19 protein-coding genes are annotated in these 15,572 nt (G+C 63.7%); 11 read left to right on the forward strand and 8 right to left on the reverse strand.

Features of this window, described 5'->3' with window-relative positions; translation table 11 throughout:
• Positions 1-936: a prephenate/arogenate dehydrogenase family protein gene (locus AC0L2M_RS25255; protein WP_473536200.1), complete on the forward strand. Its 936-nt coding sequence runs from the start codon at positions 1-3 to the stop codon at positions 934-936.
• 91 nt (positions 937-1,027) lie between these two features.
• Here the strand turns inward: AC0L2M_RS25255 and AC0L2M_RS25260 are convergent, their stop codons facing one another.
• On the reverse strand, positions 1,028-1,951 hold the full coding sequence (locus AC0L2M_RS25260) for a sugar kinase (RefSeq protein WP_473536201.1): 924 nt from the start codon (positions 1,949-1,951) through the stop codon (positions 1,028-1,030).
• Between the two features lie 53 nt (positions 1,952-2,004).
• Positions 2,005-3,003 carry a DUF2125 domain-containing protein gene (locus tag AC0L2M_RS25265; protein ID WP_473536202.1) on the reverse strand — a complete coding sequence of 333 codons (999 nt, stop codon included), beginning with the start codon at positions 3,001-3,003 and terminating at the stop codon, positions 2,005-2,007.
• 117 nt (positions 3,004-3,120) lie between these two features.
• Here AC0L2M_RS25265 and AC0L2M_RS25270 point away from each other — a divergent pair, with 117 nt between their 5' ends.
• The 3 genes from AC0L2M_RS25270 to AC0L2M_RS25280 all read left to right on the forward strand — a co-directional run bounded on the left by AC0L2M_RS25270 (position 3,121) and on the right by AC0L2M_RS25280 (position 5,514).
• The gene (locus AC0L2M_RS25270; protein WP_287245740.1) at positions 3,121-3,687 is read left to right on the forward strand and encodes a gamma-glutamylcyclotransferase; all 567 of its coding nucleotides are present in this window, start codon (positions 3,121-3,123) and stop codon (positions 3,685-3,687) included.
• A gap of 115 nt (positions 3,688-3,802) precedes the next feature.
• Complete coding sequence (locus AC0L2M_RS25275; RefSeq protein ID WP_473536203.1) at positions 3,803-4,750, forward strand: aldo/keto reductase; 948 nt, start codon at positions 3,803-3,805, stop codon at positions 4,748-4,750.
• A gap of 146 nt (positions 4,751-4,896) precedes the next feature.
• Positions 4,897-5,514, forward strand: a complete 618-nt coding sequence (locus AC0L2M_RS25280) for a LysE family translocator (protein WP_473536204.1) — start codon at positions 4,897-4,899, stop codon at positions 5,512-5,514.
• Positions 5,515-5,541: 27 nt separating this feature from the next.
• Here AC0L2M_RS25280 and AC0L2M_RS25285 read toward each other — a convergent pair whose 3' ends face one another.
• Entirely contained in the window at positions 5,542-6,336 is a 795-nt protein-coding gene (locus AC0L2M_RS25285) for a lysophospholipid acyltransferase family protein (protein WP_473536205.1), read from the reverse strand.
• Positions 6,337-6,415: 79 nt separating this feature from the next.
• Positions 6,416-7,327 (reverse strand): LysR family transcriptional regulator, encoded by a 912-nt coding sequence (locus tag AC0L2M_RS25290; protein WP_473536206.1) that lies wholly within the window; start codon positions 7,325-7,327, stop codon positions 6,416-6,418.
• Positions 7,328-7,433: 106 nt separating this feature from the next.
• Between AC0L2M_RS25290 and AC0L2M_RS25295 the strand changes: the two genes are divergently transcribed.
• Genes AC0L2M_RS25295 through AC0L2M_RS25305 form a run of 3 tightly spaced genes read left to right on the forward strand, consistent with a single transcriptional unit; the run spans position 7,434 to position 9,122 of the window.
• Complete coding sequence (locus AC0L2M_RS25295; RefSeq protein WP_473536207.1) at positions 7,434-7,985, forward strand: carboxymuconolactone decarboxylase family protein; 552 nt, start codon at positions 7,434-7,436, stop codon at positions 7,983-7,985.
• A gap of 21 nt (positions 7,986-8,006) precedes the next feature.
• Complete coding sequence (locus AC0L2M_RS25300) at positions 8,007-8,477, forward strand: nuclear transport factor 2 family protein (RefSeq protein WP_473536208.1); 471 nt, start codon at positions 8,007-8,009, stop codon at positions 8,475-8,477.
• A gap of 12 nt (positions 8,478-8,489) precedes the next feature.
• Positions 8,490-9,122 (forward strand): pyridoxamine 5'-phosphate oxidase family protein, encoded by a 633-nt coding sequence (locus AC0L2M_RS25305; RefSeq protein WP_473536209.1) that lies wholly within the window; start codon positions 8,490-8,492, stop codon positions 9,120-9,122.
• Between the two features lie 24 nt (positions 9,123-9,146).
• On the opposite strand, the gene AC0L2M_RS25310 is transcribed toward AC0L2M_RS25305, so the two are convergent.
• From AC0L2M_RS25310 to ftsE, 3 genes are all read right to left on the reverse strand, one after another.
• Positions 9,147-9,866, reverse strand: coding sequence for a YdcF family protein (locus AC0L2M_RS25310; protein ID WP_473536210.1), 720 nt, complete (start codon positions 9,864-9,866; stop codon positions 9,147-9,149).
• Positions 9,867-9,947: 81 nt separating this feature from the next.
• Positions 9,948-10,934: a cell division protein FtsX gene (locus tag AC0L2M_RS25315; protein WP_473536211.1), complete on the reverse strand. Its 987-nt coding sequence runs from the start codon at positions 10,932-10,934 to the stop codon at positions 9,948-9,950.
• Positions 10,927-11,586: a cell division ATP-binding protein FtsE gene (gene ftsE / locus AC0L2M_RS25320; RefSeq protein WP_023797212.1), complete on the reverse strand. Its 660-nt coding sequence runs from the start codon at positions 11,584-11,586 to the stop codon at positions 10,927-10,929. Before ftsE ends, AC0L2M_RS25315 begins: the two co-directional genes overlap by 8 nt.
• A 194-nt stretch (positions 11,587-11,780) precedes the next feature.
• Between ftsE and AC0L2M_RS25325 the strand changes: the two genes are divergently transcribed.
• From AC0L2M_RS25325 to AC0L2M_RS25335, 3 genes are all read left to right on the forward strand, one after another.
• Entirely contained in the window at positions 11,781-12,428 is a 648-nt protein-coding gene (locus AC0L2M_RS25325) for a hypothetical protein (RefSeq protein WP_473536212.1), read from the forward strand.
• Between the two features lie 27 nt (positions 12,429-12,455).
• Positions 12,456-12,998 (forward strand): hypoxanthine phosphoribosyltransferase, encoded by a 543-nt coding sequence (gene hpt, locus AC0L2M_RS25330; protein ID WP_023797214.1) that lies wholly within the window; start codon positions 12,456-12,458, stop codon positions 12,996-12,998.
• Between the two features lie 61 nt (positions 12,999-13,059).
• Positions 13,060-13,431 carry a response regulator gene (locus AC0L2M_RS25335; RefSeq protein WP_027153386.1) on the forward strand — a complete coding sequence of 124 codons (372 nt, stop codon included), beginning with the start codon at positions 13,060-13,062 and terminating at the stop codon, positions 13,429-13,431.
• Positions 13,432-13,443: 12 nt separating this feature from the next.
• Here AC0L2M_RS25335 and AC0L2M_RS25340 read toward each other — a convergent pair whose 3' ends face one another.
• Positions 13,444-14,394 (reverse strand): DMT family transporter, encoded by a 951-nt coding sequence (locus tag AC0L2M_RS25340; protein ID WP_473536213.1) that lies wholly within the window; start codon positions 14,392-14,394, stop codon positions 13,444-13,446.
• A gap of 311 nt (positions 14,395-14,705) precedes the next feature.
• On the opposite strand from AC0L2M_RS25340, the gene AC0L2M_RS25345 reads away from it, so the two are divergent.
• On the forward strand, positions 14,706-15,563 hold the full coding sequence (locus tag AC0L2M_RS25345) for a LysR family transcriptional regulator (protein WP_091593075.1): 858 nt from the start codon (positions 14,706-14,708) through the stop codon (positions 15,561-15,563).
• Positions 15,564-15,572: the final 9 nt, after the last annotated feature.

The following is a 15,572-nucleotide window of genomic DNA, read 5'->3' on the forward strand; positions in this document are numbered from 1 at the left end:
ATGACATCACCGATGTTCGAAAAGATCGCGCTGGTCGGCATCGGCCTGATCGGCTCGTCGCTGGCCCGCGTCATCCATCGGGAAGGCCTTGCCGGTCACGTCGCCATCTCGACGCGCAGCGAAACGACGCTGGCGCGGGCGAAGCAACTCGGCCTCGGCTCCTCCTACACGACTGATGCGAAAGAGGCGGTCGGCGATGCCGACCTGGTCATCGTTTCGGTGCCGGTCGGTGCTTCAGGCGAGGTCGCCGAGGAAATCGCGCCGGCGCTGAAGCCGGGCGCCATCCTCACCGATGTCGGCTCGACCAAGGCGTCCGTCATCGCGCAGATGCAGCCGCATGTGCCTGCCGGCGTGCATTTCATTCCCGGCCATCCGCTGGCCGGCACTGAAAAATCGGGTCCGGACGCCGGCTTTGCCGAACTGTTCGAAAACCGCTGGTGCATCTTCACGCCGTTGCCCGGCACCGATCCGGCCGCCTTGGAAAAGCTCTCGGAATTCTGGCGCCGTTGCGGCTCCAACATCGATACGATGGATCCCCAGCATCACGACATGACATTGGCCATCGTCTCGCACCTGCCGCACATCATCGCCTATAACATCGTCGGCACCGCCGACGACCTGGAGTCGGTGACCAAGTCCGAGGTCATCAAATATTCGGCCTCCGGCTTTCGCGACTTCACGCGCCTTGCCGCTTCCGACCCGACGATGTGGCGGGACGTCTGCCTGCACAACAAGGATGCCATCCTCGAAATGCTGGCGCGGTTCTCGGAGGATCTGGCCTCGCTGCAGCGGGCGATCCGCTGGGGCGACGGCGAAAAGCTGTTCGACCTGTTCACCCGCACCCGCGCCGTGCGCCGCTCGATCATCGAGGCCGGCCAGGACATCGACGTGCCGGACTTTGGCCGGCAGGCAGTCGAGCATCCGGCCAAGGGATAGAGCATCGGACCCGAACCGGTTTTAGGTGAAATCCGATGCTCAAGCAAAAGATAGAGCGGCGGTACCATCCGATTTGAAGGCCGCCTCGCGCTCAATCCGGCCAGTGAGCCGCCATCATCGCCAGTGTCTCGGCCCTGTCCGGCGCGCCCAGCCTGCCGCCGAAGCGCAGGCATTTGAGCGCGGCGGCGGCGCTGGCAAAGCGCAATGTCCGTTCGATCGGCATGGCCTCGGCCAGCCCGACGGCAAAGGCGCCATGAAACACGTCGCCGGCGGCAAGCGTATCCACTGCCTTGATCCTTGGCGCGGCGACGTGGCGCACCGACGCCACCGAACGGTCGAACCACCAGCTTCCCGCTGCGCCGCCGGTCACCGCTACGAATGCATCGGTGCGTCTGGCCAGCGCTTCACAGGCCTCCTGCGGGCCTCGCTCCTCGCCGCAGAGGATGAACGCCGCCGGCTCCGACGCGACGATGTGCGAGGCGAGCGGAAACAGCCGTTCCAGCACGGCCCGTGGCGCGGTGTCGGCATCGAGTATGGCTGGACGGCCGTTTGCGCGCGCCGCCGTCAGGGCCAGAGCTGCCGCGCCCGGCCAGCGCACGTCGACCAGGACGGCGTCGAATGCGGTGAGATCCTGAATGGGGAGCGCTTCGGGGTCGGCCTGCGCGAGCTTGTCATAGAATGGAACAATAATGCGCTCGCCATTGGTGTCGACCAGGATGGCCGACAGTGCCGACCGCGCGCCGGCGACGCGCCGGACAAAGCTGCAATCGACGCCTTCGGCCTCAATGCCTGCGACCAGCTGATCGCCGACGAGGTCGTCTCCCGCGCTCGCCCACAGCGATACCTCCGCGCCGAGGCGGCGTGCGGCGCAGGCCGCGCTCGAAGCCATGCCCGAGGCGATCTGGACGCCGTCGGACGCGATGAACTTGCCCTGACGCGCCGGAAGCGTGTCGACGCGAAGGATCGTATCGAGCGTCAGCGCGCCAACACTCAGGAGCTTCACCGGGCGGTTCATCTATCTTCCTGTTTGGCCATGGTCTTTCCGAACTGGAGGTTCGCAATCATCGCCTAATCAACCGGCTTGATGCTGCCCAGAGGGATAAAACCGAGCGAGGCCTTGCCCTTGACGATCTTGAGCGGCATCGACGGTTCGTTGCCAAGCAGCGCCAGCCCGGCAAAGCCGGTTTTGATCTGGCTCTTCTGCTCGGGAATGGCTTTGCCGAGGATTTCCGCCACCGCCTTCGGATCGCTGAACCTGATCATCAAATCGGCGTCGATCAGCCCGTCGGCATCGACCGAGACCGGCCCGGAAACGGTGACGCGCGCGCTTCCCGACGACAGATCGAGCTTGCCGATATCCACCGCCTGGCCGCGCAGGCTCTCTGTTTGTGTCTTGATCAGCGCCACGCCGTTCTTCAGCGTCACGTCGCCGCTGCCGTCGAGCGGCGGCAGCACGCGGCCATCGATCGCGCCCGGATCGATTTCGAGATCGGTAAAACCCCCGGCATAGTCGATGTCCTGGCCGTTCGGACGCAATTCTCCGACCGCTGTCCCAGCGCTGAACAGCTCGACCGGGTCTGTGCCATCGGCGGGATCGGTCTGGGCTGACAGAGCCTCTGCCTCCAGTGAAACGCGCTGGGGCAGGGGCCAGGACAGTTTGACGTTCGCTCGCAGATTATCCCAGTCGATCCACAGCGGCGCCATCCCCGGCACGGAGGTCCTGAGCGGCCCCTGCAGGTCGGCGCCAGGGGACAGGATCTGGGTGATGTGCGTGACTGCTTTGAGGCTGCCGAGCGAGGCGGCGACGTTCCTGCTGTCGTCCTGATAAGCCAGGCTGTCGCAGGTAACGGCGAAGCTTAAGGGGTAGCCGCTGACCGTGAGATTGACGCAGTCCGCCTCGATGCCATTGCCGTTGAACTCGGCCACCGCTTTGCCGGCTTCGCTCTTGACCTTGTCTGCCAGGTAGAACCAGCCGGCGCTGTAGAGGCCAAACAGCACGACGATGAAAACGCCGAGCCAGAACAGCCGGCGGAGAAAATTCGGCGGGCGTTCGTCATTTGACGTCATGCTGCGGCTCTCGTTGGCGCGTGTTGCAGAGGTGTCGTTTCCGGCAAGATCGGGTAGACGGAGACGGATTGAAAAAAACACCGATTCCAGTGCGGTGCTGCAACCAGGCTTGGCGATATGGGCGATTTTTGGGTTTTTGGCTACGGCTCGCTGATCTGGCGGCCGGGATTTGCGCATGTCGAGACGCGGCGGGCCCGCCTCCATGGCTATCGCCGCTCGCTGTGCGTCTACTCCTTCGTGCATCGCGGCACGCGCGAACGGCCCGGCCTGGTGCTCGGCCTCGACCGTGGCGGCTCCTGCATCGGGCTGGCTTTCCGCGTCCCCGGCGATCTGCGCAACGAGGTCATCACCTATCTGCGCGAACGCGAGCTGGTCACCAATGTCTATCTCGAGCGCATGCTTAGCATTCGCCTCGACAAGGGGGACACGCGTGAGGCCGACAAGGGTGGGGGCGACACAGACGGAGGCGAGACGGTCGAGGCTGTCGCCTATGTCGTCGACCGTACCCACGAGCAATATGCCGGTGCGCTCGATGCGGCCGATGCGGCGAGCGTCGTTCGCGGCGCCGTCGGCCAGTCGGGAAAGAATGAGGACTACGTGTCCAGCACGCTGGAGCACCTCGAGGCGCTGGGGATCCGCGACCATTGGCTGGAAGAGGTGGCGAAACGGATCGCGCCTTTGTGAAGCGCTGGTCGGTGGAAAAGTCGGCCGGCCCTTTGACGTTGGTGCGACCCGCCATAGGTTAAGCCGGTCACGGGGCTTTTCGCCCGCTTCTTTCCATTCCCCACGGAGATCAGTCTTGCAGAAACGTCGTCTCGGTCAAACCGACCTGTCCATCGCGCCGCTGGTTCTGGGTGGCAACGTCTTCGGCTGGACCGCCGACGAGAAAACCTCTTTCGACCTGCTCGACCGGTTCGTCGGCGCCGGCCTCAACGCCATCGACACCGCCGATGCCTATTCGCGCTGGGTTCCCGGCAACAAGGGCGGCGAATCCGAAACGATCATCGGCAAATGGATGAAAAGCCGCGGCAATCGCGACAAGGTTGTGGTGATCACCAAGGTCGGGTCGGACATGGGGCAGGGCAGGAAAAACCTCTCCGCGGCCTATATCGAAAAGGCCATCGATGCGTCGCTGCAGCGGCTGCAGACCGAAGTCGTAGATCTCTATCTGTCGCACTGGCCGGACCCGGCCACCCCCTACGAGGAAACGCTCGGCGCCTATCAAAAGCTGCTCGACAAGGGCAAGATCCGCCACGTTGGCGCCTCCAATCTCGATGCTGGCCAGTTGCGCGCCGCGCTGGACGTGGCAAGCTTGCGGGGCCTGCCGCGCTATTCGGTGCTGCAGCCGGAATACAATCTCTACGATCGCGCCTCTTTCGATGGACCGCTGCGCGATTTGTGCATGGCCGAGGACATCGGCGTCATCACCTATTTCAGCCTCGCCAAGGGGTTTTTGAGCGGCAAGTACCGCAGCGAAGCCGATCTCGGCAAAAGCGCGCGTGGCGACGACGTGAAGAACTATCTCAACGCGCGCGGCATGCGCGTCCTGGCGGCACTCGACGCCGTGTCGGCACGTCACGCGGCCAAGCCGGCGGAAGTGGCGCTCGCCTGGGTGATTGCGCGGCCCGGCGTCACCGCGCCGATCGCCAGTGCCACGACATTGGATCAGGTAGACAGCCTCGTCCGCGCCGCATCATTGGAGTTCGGTCCGGACGATATCGTCGAGCTCGACAGCGCGAGTGCTTAGACGCCAGCGCGAAGCGGTGGCTTGATCAAACAGCAACCAAGAACCGGGCGCGGCCTGCGCCGGAAAGGCTCCCTGCACGATCGTTCAAGACACCCTGTTGTGCCCTGCCATACCATTGCCGGCATCGCCTGGATACTGGTATACAGATGGCCGAACAGGTCTTTTCCCATCCGGAACTATGGCAGCAATTGCTCGCGCTTGTGCTGGCATCGGCGGTCGTGATGGGCAGTCCGGGGCCGACGACGATAAGCGTCACCGCCGTCGGCGCCGCCTTCGGCCTGCGCGATTCGCTCCGCTATGCCTCGGGTATCATTCTTGGTACGGTCGCCGTGCTTTTGGTCGTGGCGACGGGCATTACGACCATGCTCGCCTCTGTGCCGACGCTCACACCGCTCCTGGCGGTGGCATCCGCAGCCTACATCCTCTACCTCGCCTTCAAGATAGCAACGGCCCCGCCTCTGGCAGCGCGTAGCGGCGGGGCGGCACGTCCCACATTTCTCGGCGGGTTTCTGCTGGCCGTCGCCAACCCGAAAGCCTATGTGGCGATTGCCGCCGTATTTGCCGGCACGTCGTCCGCCGGTGAGCTCGATGCAGGGCTCAGGCTGGCGGTCCTCGCTTCGATGATCGTCGCCATCCATGTCCTGTGGCTTCTCGCCGGGGCGGCCTTTGCGCGCTTCCTGCGCAAGCCGCTGGCCTCGCGGATCATCAATCTGACGTTCGCGGCAACACTGGTTTTGACCACGGCGCTGGCTGTGATTCCTTAGGGGATAGTAGCCGACCAAGCAGATGGTTCAGGCCGGGGTACCGGAGCCAAGTTCCCTCAGCCGCTTTACCGCCGTCGGCGGCATTGGCGGCGGGTTGGGCGCCTGGGACGCCTCGATGAGCAGCTGGTCGCAGGCGGCTTCCGTCTCGCCGATCAGCCGTTCCATGAATTCTTCCTTGCCCAAACCCGCCGGGATCGGCGGCAGGAAGCGGGCCTTGATCGTGCCGGGATAGCGCAGGAATTTCCGCCGCGGCCAGTAGAGGCCGGCGACATGGGCGACCGGCACCACCGGAATGCCAAGCTGGATATAGAGCTCGACGATGCCGTATTTATAGGCCGGCTCGTCGCCCGGCGCCCGGCGCGTGCCCTCGGGATAGATGATCAGTTGGCGGGGATTGCGCGCCAGTTCCTGCCTGGTCGCGGCGACCACCGCTTTCAGCGCCTTCGAGCGGCTGCCGCGGTCGACCGGGATCATCCGCATTTTCAGGATGTACCAGCCGAAGAACGGGATCCAGGTCAGTTCCCGCTTCAGGATGTAGATCGGATCCTGCAGGAACGGGAAAAAGGCGATCGCGTCCCAGAAGGACTGATGCTTCGGCGCCAGGATGAAGGAACCCTCGGGCAGGTTTTCCTGGCCGGTGATCTCGCTTTTGGTGCCGGCGATCTTGTCATAGAGCCACATGCTGGTGTGTGACCAGAATTTCGGCACGAACCAGGCGCGGTGGCGCGGCGACAGGAAATAGTACGGGGTCCAGAGGATCATCTGGACGATCAGATTGACGTAGAAGACGAAGTTGAACGCCAGCGAGCGGACATAAAGCATGCAGGAAGAGCCCGGTGAGGAGGTGTGCGTTGGTTACACCAAGCGCGGGCAAAAAGGAAACGGTGCGATGGCCCGTTCGTCAGGTCTGCCACGTCTCTTGCACCAGCCGTTTCTTCAGGCGTGGGGCGGCGAAATCGAAGAACGCACGCAGTTTCACCGGCAGCAGACCCTGGCCGGCATGCACGAGGCTGACCGGCCATGGCTGCGGCTCGAATGCCTCCAGCACGGTGCGGAGGGTGCCCGACCGCACTGCAGCTGTGATCTGGTAGGAAAGCACCCTCGTCAACCCGATGCCGGCAATCGCGGCATCGATCGCCGCTTCCGCGGTGTTGACCCGAAGCCGTGAGCGGATCGGAACGGTGAGTTCGGTCTTGCCCGTGGCAAAAGTCCATGCGGCGGGAGCGGTGAGTCCCTCGAAGGTGACGCAGTCGTGTGCCGCGAGGTCTTTCGGCGTCCGCGGTGTGCCGTGCTCGGCCAGATAGGCAGGGCTCGCGCAAACAACGCGCCGAATCGAGCCGATGCGGGTGGCCACCAGGCTGGAGTCGGGAAGCTGGCCGATGCGGACGGCGAGATCGATGTGCTCCTCGGTCAATTGGGTTATCCGGTCCGCAAGCATCAGCCGAATAGCCACGTCGGGGTAGGCAGCGAGAAAGCCGGTGACGACCGGCAGCACATGCAGGCGGCCAAAGACGATCGGTGCGGTGATGATCAGTTCGCCTGTCGGGGCGCTGTATTCGCCGGCGGCAGTCCGCTCGGCCTCGCCGACCTCGTCGAGAATGCGACGGCAGGCAGCGAGGTAGGCGTGACCTGTGTCGGTCAGCGTCAGCTGCCGCGTCGAGCGATTCAGAAGACGCGTCTTCAGATGCCGCTCCAGGTCGGAGACCTTGCGGCTGACCGTTGCAAGCGGGATGCCGAAACGGCGTCCGGCGGCCGAAAGGCTGCCGGCCTCCGCCGCGGCGACAAAAAGCGACATGGCCTCGAGGCGATCCATATTTCTCCCGGAAAATGGAAGGATAGGTTGCAAATATGGCATCTACATCCGAGCGATGGAAGGGGCCATGTTTTGGCGGCGAGCTGATCAACGAGAAGGAATGCCGATGCCCCGTATCCCTACACCAGCGTCCATAGAGGCCGCGCCTGCTGCGTCGCAGCCGATGTTACATGCCGTCGAGAAGCAACTCGGCGTCGTGCCTAACCTCTTCAGGCTTGTTTCCAATAGCCCGGCTGCGCTTGAAGGCTATCTCAGCCTGTCTGGAGCGCTTGCCAAAGGCCGACTGCCCGCGCCGACGCGCGAGCGCATTGCTCTGGCGGTTGCCGAGGTCAATGGCTGCAACTACTGCCTTTCCGCTCACACCTATCTCGGCAAGAATCTCGCCAAGCTTGATGATGCCGAAATGGTCGCCAATCGCGCGGGCAGTTCCAACGATCTCAAGGCCGCCGCAGCCGTGCGTTTCGCCACCAAGATTGCGCGCGACCGCGGCCATATCGGTGACGAGGATCTCAGCGCCGTCAGGCTCGCAGGCTACGACGATGCGCAGATCATCGAGATCGTCCAGCATGTCGCTCTCAATGTCTGGACCAACTATGTCAATGAGGTCGCCAGGACGGAAATCGACTTTCCGGTCGTTTCTGCCCGCAGGGCAGCCTGAGTCAGTCGCAAGGGAGTTCCCATGTCTGAAAGCCGCCCGCCGCTCCCGCCATTCACCGCCGAGACCGCCGCGCAGAAGGCACGCATGGCTGAGGCTGCCTGGAACTCCCGTGATCCGGCACGGGTCGCGCTTGCCTACACAATCGACAGCCGCTGGCGCAACCGGGCCGAGTTCCTGCAAGGGCGCGAGGCTATCCAGACATTCCTCACACGCAAATGGGGTCGCGAACGCGACTACCGGCTCATCAAGGAGGTCTGGGCCTTCCGCGACAACCGTATCGCCGTGCGTTTCGCTTATGAATGGCACGACCACAGCGGCTCGTGGTTTCGCAGCTACGGCAATGAGAACTGGGAGTTCGATGAGCTTGGATTGATGCGCCTGCGCATCGCCAGCATCAACGACCTGCCGATCCTCGAGGCCGACCGCAAATATCATTGGCCGCTTGGCCGCCGGCCGGACGGTCATCCCTCTCTATCGGAACTCGGCCTTTGAAGGAGGCTTTCGATGAATGCTCAAGTCATCACCAGCGATGTCGCCTTTACGCCAACCGTCAGGGCGATCCAGGCCCGCAAAGGCTCACGCGAGGCCTATGCCCGCGTCGAACAGCGCGGCAGTTGGCAAGCTGATATCACGCCCGATCTCGCCGCCTTCATCGAGGCGCAGACCAGCGTCTTCCTGTCGACGGCCAATGGTGAGGGCCAGCCCTACATCCAGCATCGCGGCGGGCCGGCCGGCTTCCTCAAGGTGCTTGACGAGCGGACGATCGGCTTCGTCGATTTCTCTGGCAACAGGCAATTCATCACCCAGGGCAATCTGGACGACAACCCGCGCGCTTTCCTGTTCCTGATCGACTATGCGCATCGGCAGCGCATCAAGATTTGGGGCACCGCGCGGGTCGTCGAGCAGGACGCCGAACTGATGGCGAAGCTGCTGCCGGAAGGCTACAAGGCGCGCCCGGAGCAGATCATCCTGTTCACGGTTTCGGCCTGGGATTCCAATTGCCCGCAGCACATTCCACAGCATTTCGAAGCGGCCGATGTGGCGGCGGCGCTGGCTGAGCGGGACAAGCGTATCGAACGTCTCGAACACGAGATCACGCGGCTGCGCAGCGTCTCAAGCGCCACGCTCAAGGAATGATAGCGCTGCCGGTTCCAGATCGGCTCAGTTCGGCGCAACAGCCTCGGCCAGCGCGATGCCGGTTGGCGTTGGCTTGACCGGCACGATGCCGCGCGCCAGCGCCAGCAGATATTTGTTGTATTCGGTGAACAGCACGCGCAAGGCTCTCGGCTTGGTCAGCCAGCCGCCATTGCCAAGATTGCTGTTGACCACCGGATAGGGCTCGAGCTTGGCCTTGTGCAGCAGCCGGCCCATTTCCAGCAGGCTGCGCGGCATGTGATAGTTGTTGGTGACGAGAATCACGGTGCCATAGGCGTGGTCTTCCACCCACTTGGCACTTTCCTCGGCATTGCCGATCGTGTCGAGCGCGGCACGGTCGATGTCGACGCAGCAGGAAAACAATTCCTTGTCGCCGCGGGTCGCGACCTGAAGCTGGCGGCGGCTGGCGGAAGGATGCACGCCACTGATCAGCAGCCGCTCGCCCTTGCCGGACGCCAGCAGGCCCATGGCCGCGTCGAGACGCGAATGGCCGCCGGTCAGCACGATGATGGCATCGGCCCTTGCCGGATTGGCGGGCGTCGCGAGACGGCTGACGGTGCTGGCGAACCAGCCAAAGCCGCCGGCAAACAACGTTGCCAGCACGAGCAGAAAGAAAGCTGAGATGCGTAGCGCGCTCACCAATCGGCGGGGCTTGACGCGCTCGCTAGAACGCGTGATCACCAAGGGCAACTGTCCAGCCATTCCGGTCGAGTCGCGCGCGTCCATCGTCCTTATCGTTAACTCCGAAATACGGCGTTTAGTAGGTCGGAAAGCACAAATTTCGTTACGCTAATTCTCTATTCGTGATCACCCTGCGTCCGGCTGGCGGACATCGATGTCGCTGAGATAGGTGACGACGGTGACATGGGAGGTTGCCGCCGTCAGCGCACCGATGACCAGCACCATGAGAACAACGCCGAGATAGCCCGCCGAACCGATGGCGAAATTGCCGAACAGGGCGGTCGCCTGATCGGCCTGCGGCGTCGCCATGTTTCGCGACGACCACCACGAGAAGACGATGAAGACGAACACCGCCGCCGCACCCCCGGCGGCGGCGCCCTTCATGCCGGTGACGAGAAAGTGGTGGCGGAATTCGCGCGCGATAAAGCGCGCTTCGGCGCCGACGAAATGCAGCACCTCGATGATGTGGCCGTTGCCGGCCATGGCGCCGCGCGTCGCGAACACCACGGTCAGCACGGTTGCCGCCAGCATCAGCGCCAACACGGCGATGCCGATGGTCACCGTGGTGCGGGCCATGGCGACCAGCCGGTCGACCCAGGTGCGATGGTCGTCAAGCGAGGCACTGGGCAGTTTCGGCGTGATCGCGGCGCGCATTGCGGCGAAATCGGGAGGGTTGGTCTCGTCTATGGTGACGATGATCAGACGCGGCACCGGCAGCTCGTCGATGTTGAGACCCGAACCCAGCCAGGGTTCCAAAAGCCGCGCCGTGGCATCGCGGTCGACGATCCTGGCGCTCTTCACGCCAGAGAATTCGCCGGCGATCTGCGAGGCCTGGGCAAGTGCTGCCTCGATGTCGAGGCCGTCCATCGGCTTGATCTGGATCGTCGCCTCGCGTGAGATCTGGTTCTCCCAGACCGAGGCGGTGTCGCGCACCAGCGTCACCGCGCCGAAGGTCAGGCAGGAGAGGAATGTCATGATGGCGATCACCAGGACCAGCGCCCGGCCGGCGATGTTCTGGGCGGGCACGATCGGCGCCATCTTGCGCTGAACGCGCTGCGTCCCAGCCCTGTCAGCGTGTTGGTCTTCGACATGGCGAGCGGAAAGGTCAGTCATAGATATCCAGCCTTCCGCCGGACAGGATCATGCGGCGTGCGTCGACCTGTTCCATCAGGCCGAGGTCGTGCGTTGCGATCACCACGGCGGTGCCCAGCCGGTTGAGTTCGATGAACAGCCGCAACAGGCGTCGCGCCAGCGGCGGGTCGACATTCCCGGTTGGCTCATCGGCAAGCAGGATTTCGGGCTGCTCGATCAGCGCCCTGGCGATTGCGGCGCGCTGCTTCTCGCCACCCGACAGCACCGGCGGCAGCACATGCATGCGCTCGCCAAGGCCGACCCATTTCAAGAGCTCGGTCACATCGGTGCGGTAGCTGGCCTCCTCGCGCCCGCGCACGCGCAGCGGCAAGGCCACATTCTCATAGGTCGTCATGTGGTCGAGCAGGCGAAAGTCCTGGAACACCACGCCGATGCGCCGCCGCAGATGCGGCAGCTCGGCGCGCGAGATGCGCGAGCGGTCTTTGCCGAAGATGGTGATCAGCCCACGCGTCGGCTTGAGCGACATGAACAAAAGCCGCAGCAGCGTCGTCTTGCCGGCGCCCGAAGGGCCGCTCAGGAACTGGAAGGAGCGCTCCGGTATGTGCAAGGAAATGTCGCGGAGGATTTCCGGACCCATGCCATAGCGGAGGCCGACATTTTCGAAGCGGATCACGTTCGACGACCTGAAACTTGCGGCGGCGACGAGGCAGCCTTCTCTGAGAAAAGACCATCGGCCGGCATGGTTAACCGGCGGTTAATTTTGGGGTTTTTTGGGCGCGTCACAAGGGGTTTCCGGGGGAAACGTTAACCATTTCCGTTTACGCATAAGAAACGAAGAGCGAACAAGTGCGAAGTGCTGAGGCCGCGATGGCTGACGATCGAACCGCGCGCCCGGTTTCCGGCGAAATCATGACCGATACGGCCGTAAATCCTGCGCCGGAACGCATCATGCGTGATCCGCCTGGTGACATCGTCGACGCCGACTACGAGGTGCTGCCGCGTTTAACCGCCAGCACGGGCGTTTCACCGCCGCTTTTGCGCGTGATCACCACGCCATCGATCAAAGGCATGGACATGCTGCGCAAGCCGGTAGCGGCGATGGAACGGCTGCGGGCGTCGCGCGGCGGGCCGATCTTCTGGATCGCCGGCCTCAGTGCCGCGTTTGCAGCCTTCTGGATCTCGGGCGGGCACGCGCTGGTGCGCCAGACGCCGCTTCTTCTGGCGGCGCGACAAGCGGGCGCTGCCCTGACCATTTCAGGCGTTACGTCGCGTATCGATGCGTCCGGGCCGCAACCTGTCCTGTTCGTCGGTGGCGAGGCCGCGAATGACGGCGCCAGCCCGTCGCCATTGCCACCGCTGGAAGTCCGGGTCACCGGCAATGACAGGCGCACAACCCGTTATAGGCTGGCGACATTTAACCGTTCGCTGGCGCCCGGCGAAAGATTTGGCTTTTCCAGCCGGCTCGACGTGCCTAGAAACGGGGTCAAGACCGTCTCGGTCACCTTCGCCAATTAGCGGCGATCATTTCTGGAAGGGCAGCCAATGCCAATTGTGCGCGGCAAGGATATCGAGGTCCTGTTTTCGGCGTCGGCGATCGCCCGCCGCAATCTGGAGCTCGCCAAGGAGATCGCCGGGCACGACTATCACGACCTTCTGGTGATTTCGGTGCTGAAGGGATCGTTCATCTTCGCCGCCGACCTCATCCGCGCCATGCACGATGTCGGCCTGTCGCCGGAGGTCGAGTTCATCTTCATCTCCAGCTACGGCGCCGGCACCACCAGCGGCGAGGTGAGGGTGCTGCGCGACATCGACAATGAGGTCGCCGGCCGAGACGTGCTGTTGATCGACGACATCCTCGAATCCGGCAAGACGCTGTCCTTCACCCGCGACCTGATGCTGTCGCGCGGCGCCAAAAGCTGCGCCATCGCCGTGCTGCTCGACAAGCGCATGCGCCGCCAGACCACGCTCAACGCCGACTATGTCGGCTTCGACTGCCCCGACTATTTCGTCGTCGGCTACGGCATGGATGTGGCCCACGCCTTTCGCGAACTGCCGTTTGTCGGCGTCGTAAAGGGCGACGCCTAGATTTATCTTCGATGCGGTTGCGGTTCAGGAAAAGTCAACTTTTCCACGCCAACATTCGGCTATGGCAAAGCTCCTGATCGTTGAGGACGATGAGTCCGTCCGCACCCTCGCCGCTCGCGCGCTCGAACGCGCCGGGCATATGATCGACATCGCCGCCGACGGCGCGCAAGGGCTTGCCCTGATCCGCGCTGCACGTGGCGGCTACGACCTTGTCGTCTCGGATATCCGGATGCCGGAGATGGACGGCATCCAAATGGCCAAGGCGGCTGCATCGCTTTTCCCGGCGATGAAGATCTTGCTGATGACCGGCTATGCCGACCAGCGCGAGCGCGCCGAGGAATTGAACGGCGTCATTGTGGACGTCGTGCAGAAGCCGTTCACGCTGGCCGAAATCCGCGCGCGCGTCGAACAGGCGCTCGCCTGTTTTGCTTAAGATTCCGCGCGGTCAGGCCGGATCGCAGGTCGCTGCGATTGCCGGCGCGCTGCTCCGGCGCCGGCTGGCGTTGAGCGCGAACAGACCGGCGCCGATGATGAGGGCGGCGCCGATGACGGTGGTCGACCGCGGCGCTTCCGCAAAGAACAGGAAGCCCCACAGCGGCGACCAGATGATGCCGGTGTATTCGAAGGTGGCGACGCCGTTGGCCGGCGCCAGCCGGTAGGCCTGCGACAACAAGATCATCCCGGCCGAAGCCACGACGCCGCAGGCGGCCATCGTCAGGAAGTCGATTGACGTCGGCCAGATCCATGGCCTGACCAGGAATTCGAGGCTCGGATGCGTGGCATGAGCTATTCCTGCCAGCCAGAACAGCCCGGCGACCGCTGCAGCGCCCAGGAGATAGACGCCGTTTTGATAGAACGCCATGACCGTGGATGATTCGGTGTCGCCGATCTTGCGGGCCATCAACTGCGAAAAACCGTACAGCACCGCCGAGGCCAGCGACAGCAGCGCCGCCCAGTCGAACAGCCCGGCGCCTGGTCGCAGCATCACCAGCACGCCGAGCATGCCGACCATGACGGTGACCAGCGTCTGCCCCGCTACCCGTTCGCCGAGATAGGGGCCGGCAAGCGCCATGATGAACAGCGGTGCCATGAAATAGAGCGCCACCGCGTCGGCAAGCGGCAGGGCGGCGATCGCCAGGTAGTAGAGCGTGTAGGAGGTGAACAGGATCAAGGCGCGCATCGTCAGCATGCGAAACCGCTTCGAAAAGATCGCCCTGAGCCCGACATCGGCATGAACCAGCACGAGAAGAATGGGCAGGGCGACGATCGAGCGGATCGCCATCACCTCGGTCACCGGATAGGTGCCCGATACGGCCTTGATCAGCGGATCCTGGAGCGAGAACACCAGAACGCCGAGGCAAAGGCTTGCCATGCCGAGGACGATCCGGTTCTGCATGTCGTTCGACGGCTCCTTGCGTGCGCGGCCCGAGAGCCGGGCCCGCGTAACTTTGTTTTATGCATATCGCCCAAAACCGCTTCGCACCCTCGGGTCAGGCCCAGGGTCAGGCCCGAGGACATGCTTTTGGGCGACCTGCATCAAAAAGAACCCGCCACCATTTCGGGCAGCGGGTACGAGTGAGGACTTTTTGGTCCGCAGCCGATTTCGCAGCCGCATATCCAATGGGTGAAGCGACTATTATCCGCCGTTTGACATGTTGCAAACGAATTGGAATGATGCCAGCGATCAGATTTTCTTATGGCGGACAAATGAAGCCCACGCTCGACAGCGATCTGCTGCGCACCTTCGTCGCGGTCGCCGACGCCGGCAATTTCACCAAGGCTGCGGTGCAGGCCGGCCGTACCCAGTCGGCGGTTTCGATGCAGATGAAGAAGCTCGAAGATATGGTCGGCGACAGCCTGTTCGAGCGCGGCTCGCGGGGTGTGGCGCTGACGCGCCGCGGCGGCGAACTCATCGTCAACGCCCGCCGCATCGTGTCGCTGCTGGACGAGACGGCGGCATCGATGGTCGCGACGCCGCTTGGCGGACCGGTGCGCATCGGCATTCCGGAGGAATATGGCCACGCGATCCTGTCGCGCGCTCTCGGCGCCTTTGCCAAGCGCCATCCTCAGGTCGACATCACCGTCCGCTACGCGCATTCCGGTGCGCAGATCGCGGCGCTCGCCGCCGGCGAGCTCGATCTGGCGGTGGTGTTCGAATGGCAGGACCTCTCCGGCGGTGAGGTGCTGATGCATGATCCGACCGTGTGGGTGACGTCGGAGCTGCACCATATGCATGAGGAGCGGCCGGTGCCGATCGCGCTCTACAATCGCGCCGGCTGGTGCAAGGATTTTGCGATCAAGTCGCTGGAACAGCGTGGTCTCGCCTATCGTGTCGCCTATACCAGCGATACCAATGGCGGCCTGCGGCTTGCCGTCACCTCCGGGCTGGCGATTGCGCCGATCTCGCGCAGCAACATCCCGGCCGGCTGCCGCGAGCTTACCGCCGCCGACGGATTCGGCGACATCGATTCCTCGAACGTGGTGCTGCGGCGCAATCCGAACGCTTCCGGCGAGGCCATCGTCAGCATGGAAGAGGCGATCCGCGAGGCGTTCACCAACCGTTAGAGCAGGCCG

This window comes from Mesorhizobium sp. WSM4806 (genome assembly GCF_055811635.1).

What these genes read in the sequence shown, in the direction of transcription:
- AC0L2M_RS25285 (WP_473536205.1), bottom strand. Translation starts at nt 6,336, where the DNA reads ATGCTTTATGTCCGCTCGCTGGCGTTCAACTTCGTCTTCTACGTCAAT.
- AC0L2M_RS25255 (WP_473536200.1), top strand. Translation starts at nt 1, where the DNA reads ATGACATCACCGATGTTCGAAAAGATCGCGCTGGTCGGCATCGGCCTG.
- AC0L2M_RS25270 (WP_287245740.1), top strand. Translation starts at nt 3,121, where the DNA reads ATGGGCGATTTTTGGGTTTTTGGCTACGGCTCGCTGATCTGGCGGCCG.
- AC0L2M_RS25295 (WP_473536207.1), top strand. Translation starts at nt 7,434, where the DNA reads ATGCCCCGTATCCCTACACCAGCGTCCATAGAGGCCGCGCCTGCTGCG.
- AC0L2M_RS25260 (WP_473536201.1), bottom strand. Translation starts at nt 1,951, where the DNA reads ATGAACCGCCCGGTGAAGCTCCTGAGTGTTGGCGCGCTGACGCTCGAT.
- AC0L2M_RS25335 (WP_027153386.1), top strand. Translation starts at nt 13,060, where the DNA reads ATGGCAAAGCTCCTGATCGTTGAGGACGATGAGTCCGTCCGCACCCTC.
- AC0L2M_RS25300 (WP_473536208.1), top strand. Translation starts at nt 8,007, where the DNA reads ATGTCTGAAAGCCGCCCGCCGCTCCCGCCATTCACCGCCGAGACCGCC.
- hpt (WP_023797214.1), top strand. Translation starts at nt 12,456, where the DNA reads ATGCCAATTGTGCGCGGCAAGGATATCGAGGTCCTGTTTTCGGCGTCG.
- AC0L2M_RS25325 (WP_473536212.1), top strand. Translation starts at nt 11,781, where the DNA reads ATGGCTGACGATCGAACCGCGCGCCCGGTTTCCGGCGAAATCATGACC.
- AC0L2M_RS25280 (WP_473536204.1), top strand. Translation starts at nt 4,897, where the DNA reads ATGGCCGAACAGGTCTTTTCCCATCCGGAACTATGGCAGCAATTGCTC.
- AC0L2M_RS25315 (WP_473536211.1), bottom strand. Translation starts at nt 10,934, where the DNA reads ATGACTGACCTTTCCGCTCGCCATGTCGAAGACCAACACGCTGACAGG.
- AC0L2M_RS25305 (WP_473536209.1), top strand. Translation starts at nt 8,490, where the DNA reads ATGAATGCTCAAGTCATCACCAGCGATGTCGCCTTTACGCCAACCGTC.
- AC0L2M_RS25265 (WP_473536202.1), bottom strand. Translation starts at nt 3,003, where the DNA reads ATGACGTCAAATGACGAACGCCCGCCGAATTTTCTCCGCCGGCTGTTC.
- AC0L2M_RS25340 (WP_473536213.1), bottom strand. Translation starts at nt 14,394, where the DNA reads ATGCAGAACCGGATCGTCCTCGGCATGGCAAGCCTTTGCCTCGGCGTT.
- AC0L2M_RS25310 (WP_473536210.1), bottom strand. Translation starts at nt 9,866, where the DNA reads ATGGACGCGCGCGACTCGACCGGAATGGCTGGACAGTTGCCCTTGGTG.
- AC0L2M_RS25345 (WP_091593075.1), top strand. Translation starts at nt 14,706, where the DNA reads ATGAAGCCCACGCTCGACAGCGATCTGCTGCGCACCTTCGTCGCGGTC.
- AC0L2M_RS25290 (WP_473536206.1), bottom strand. Translation starts at nt 7,327, where the DNA reads ATGGATCGCCTCGAGGCCATGTCGCTTTTTGTCGCCGCGGCGGAGGCC.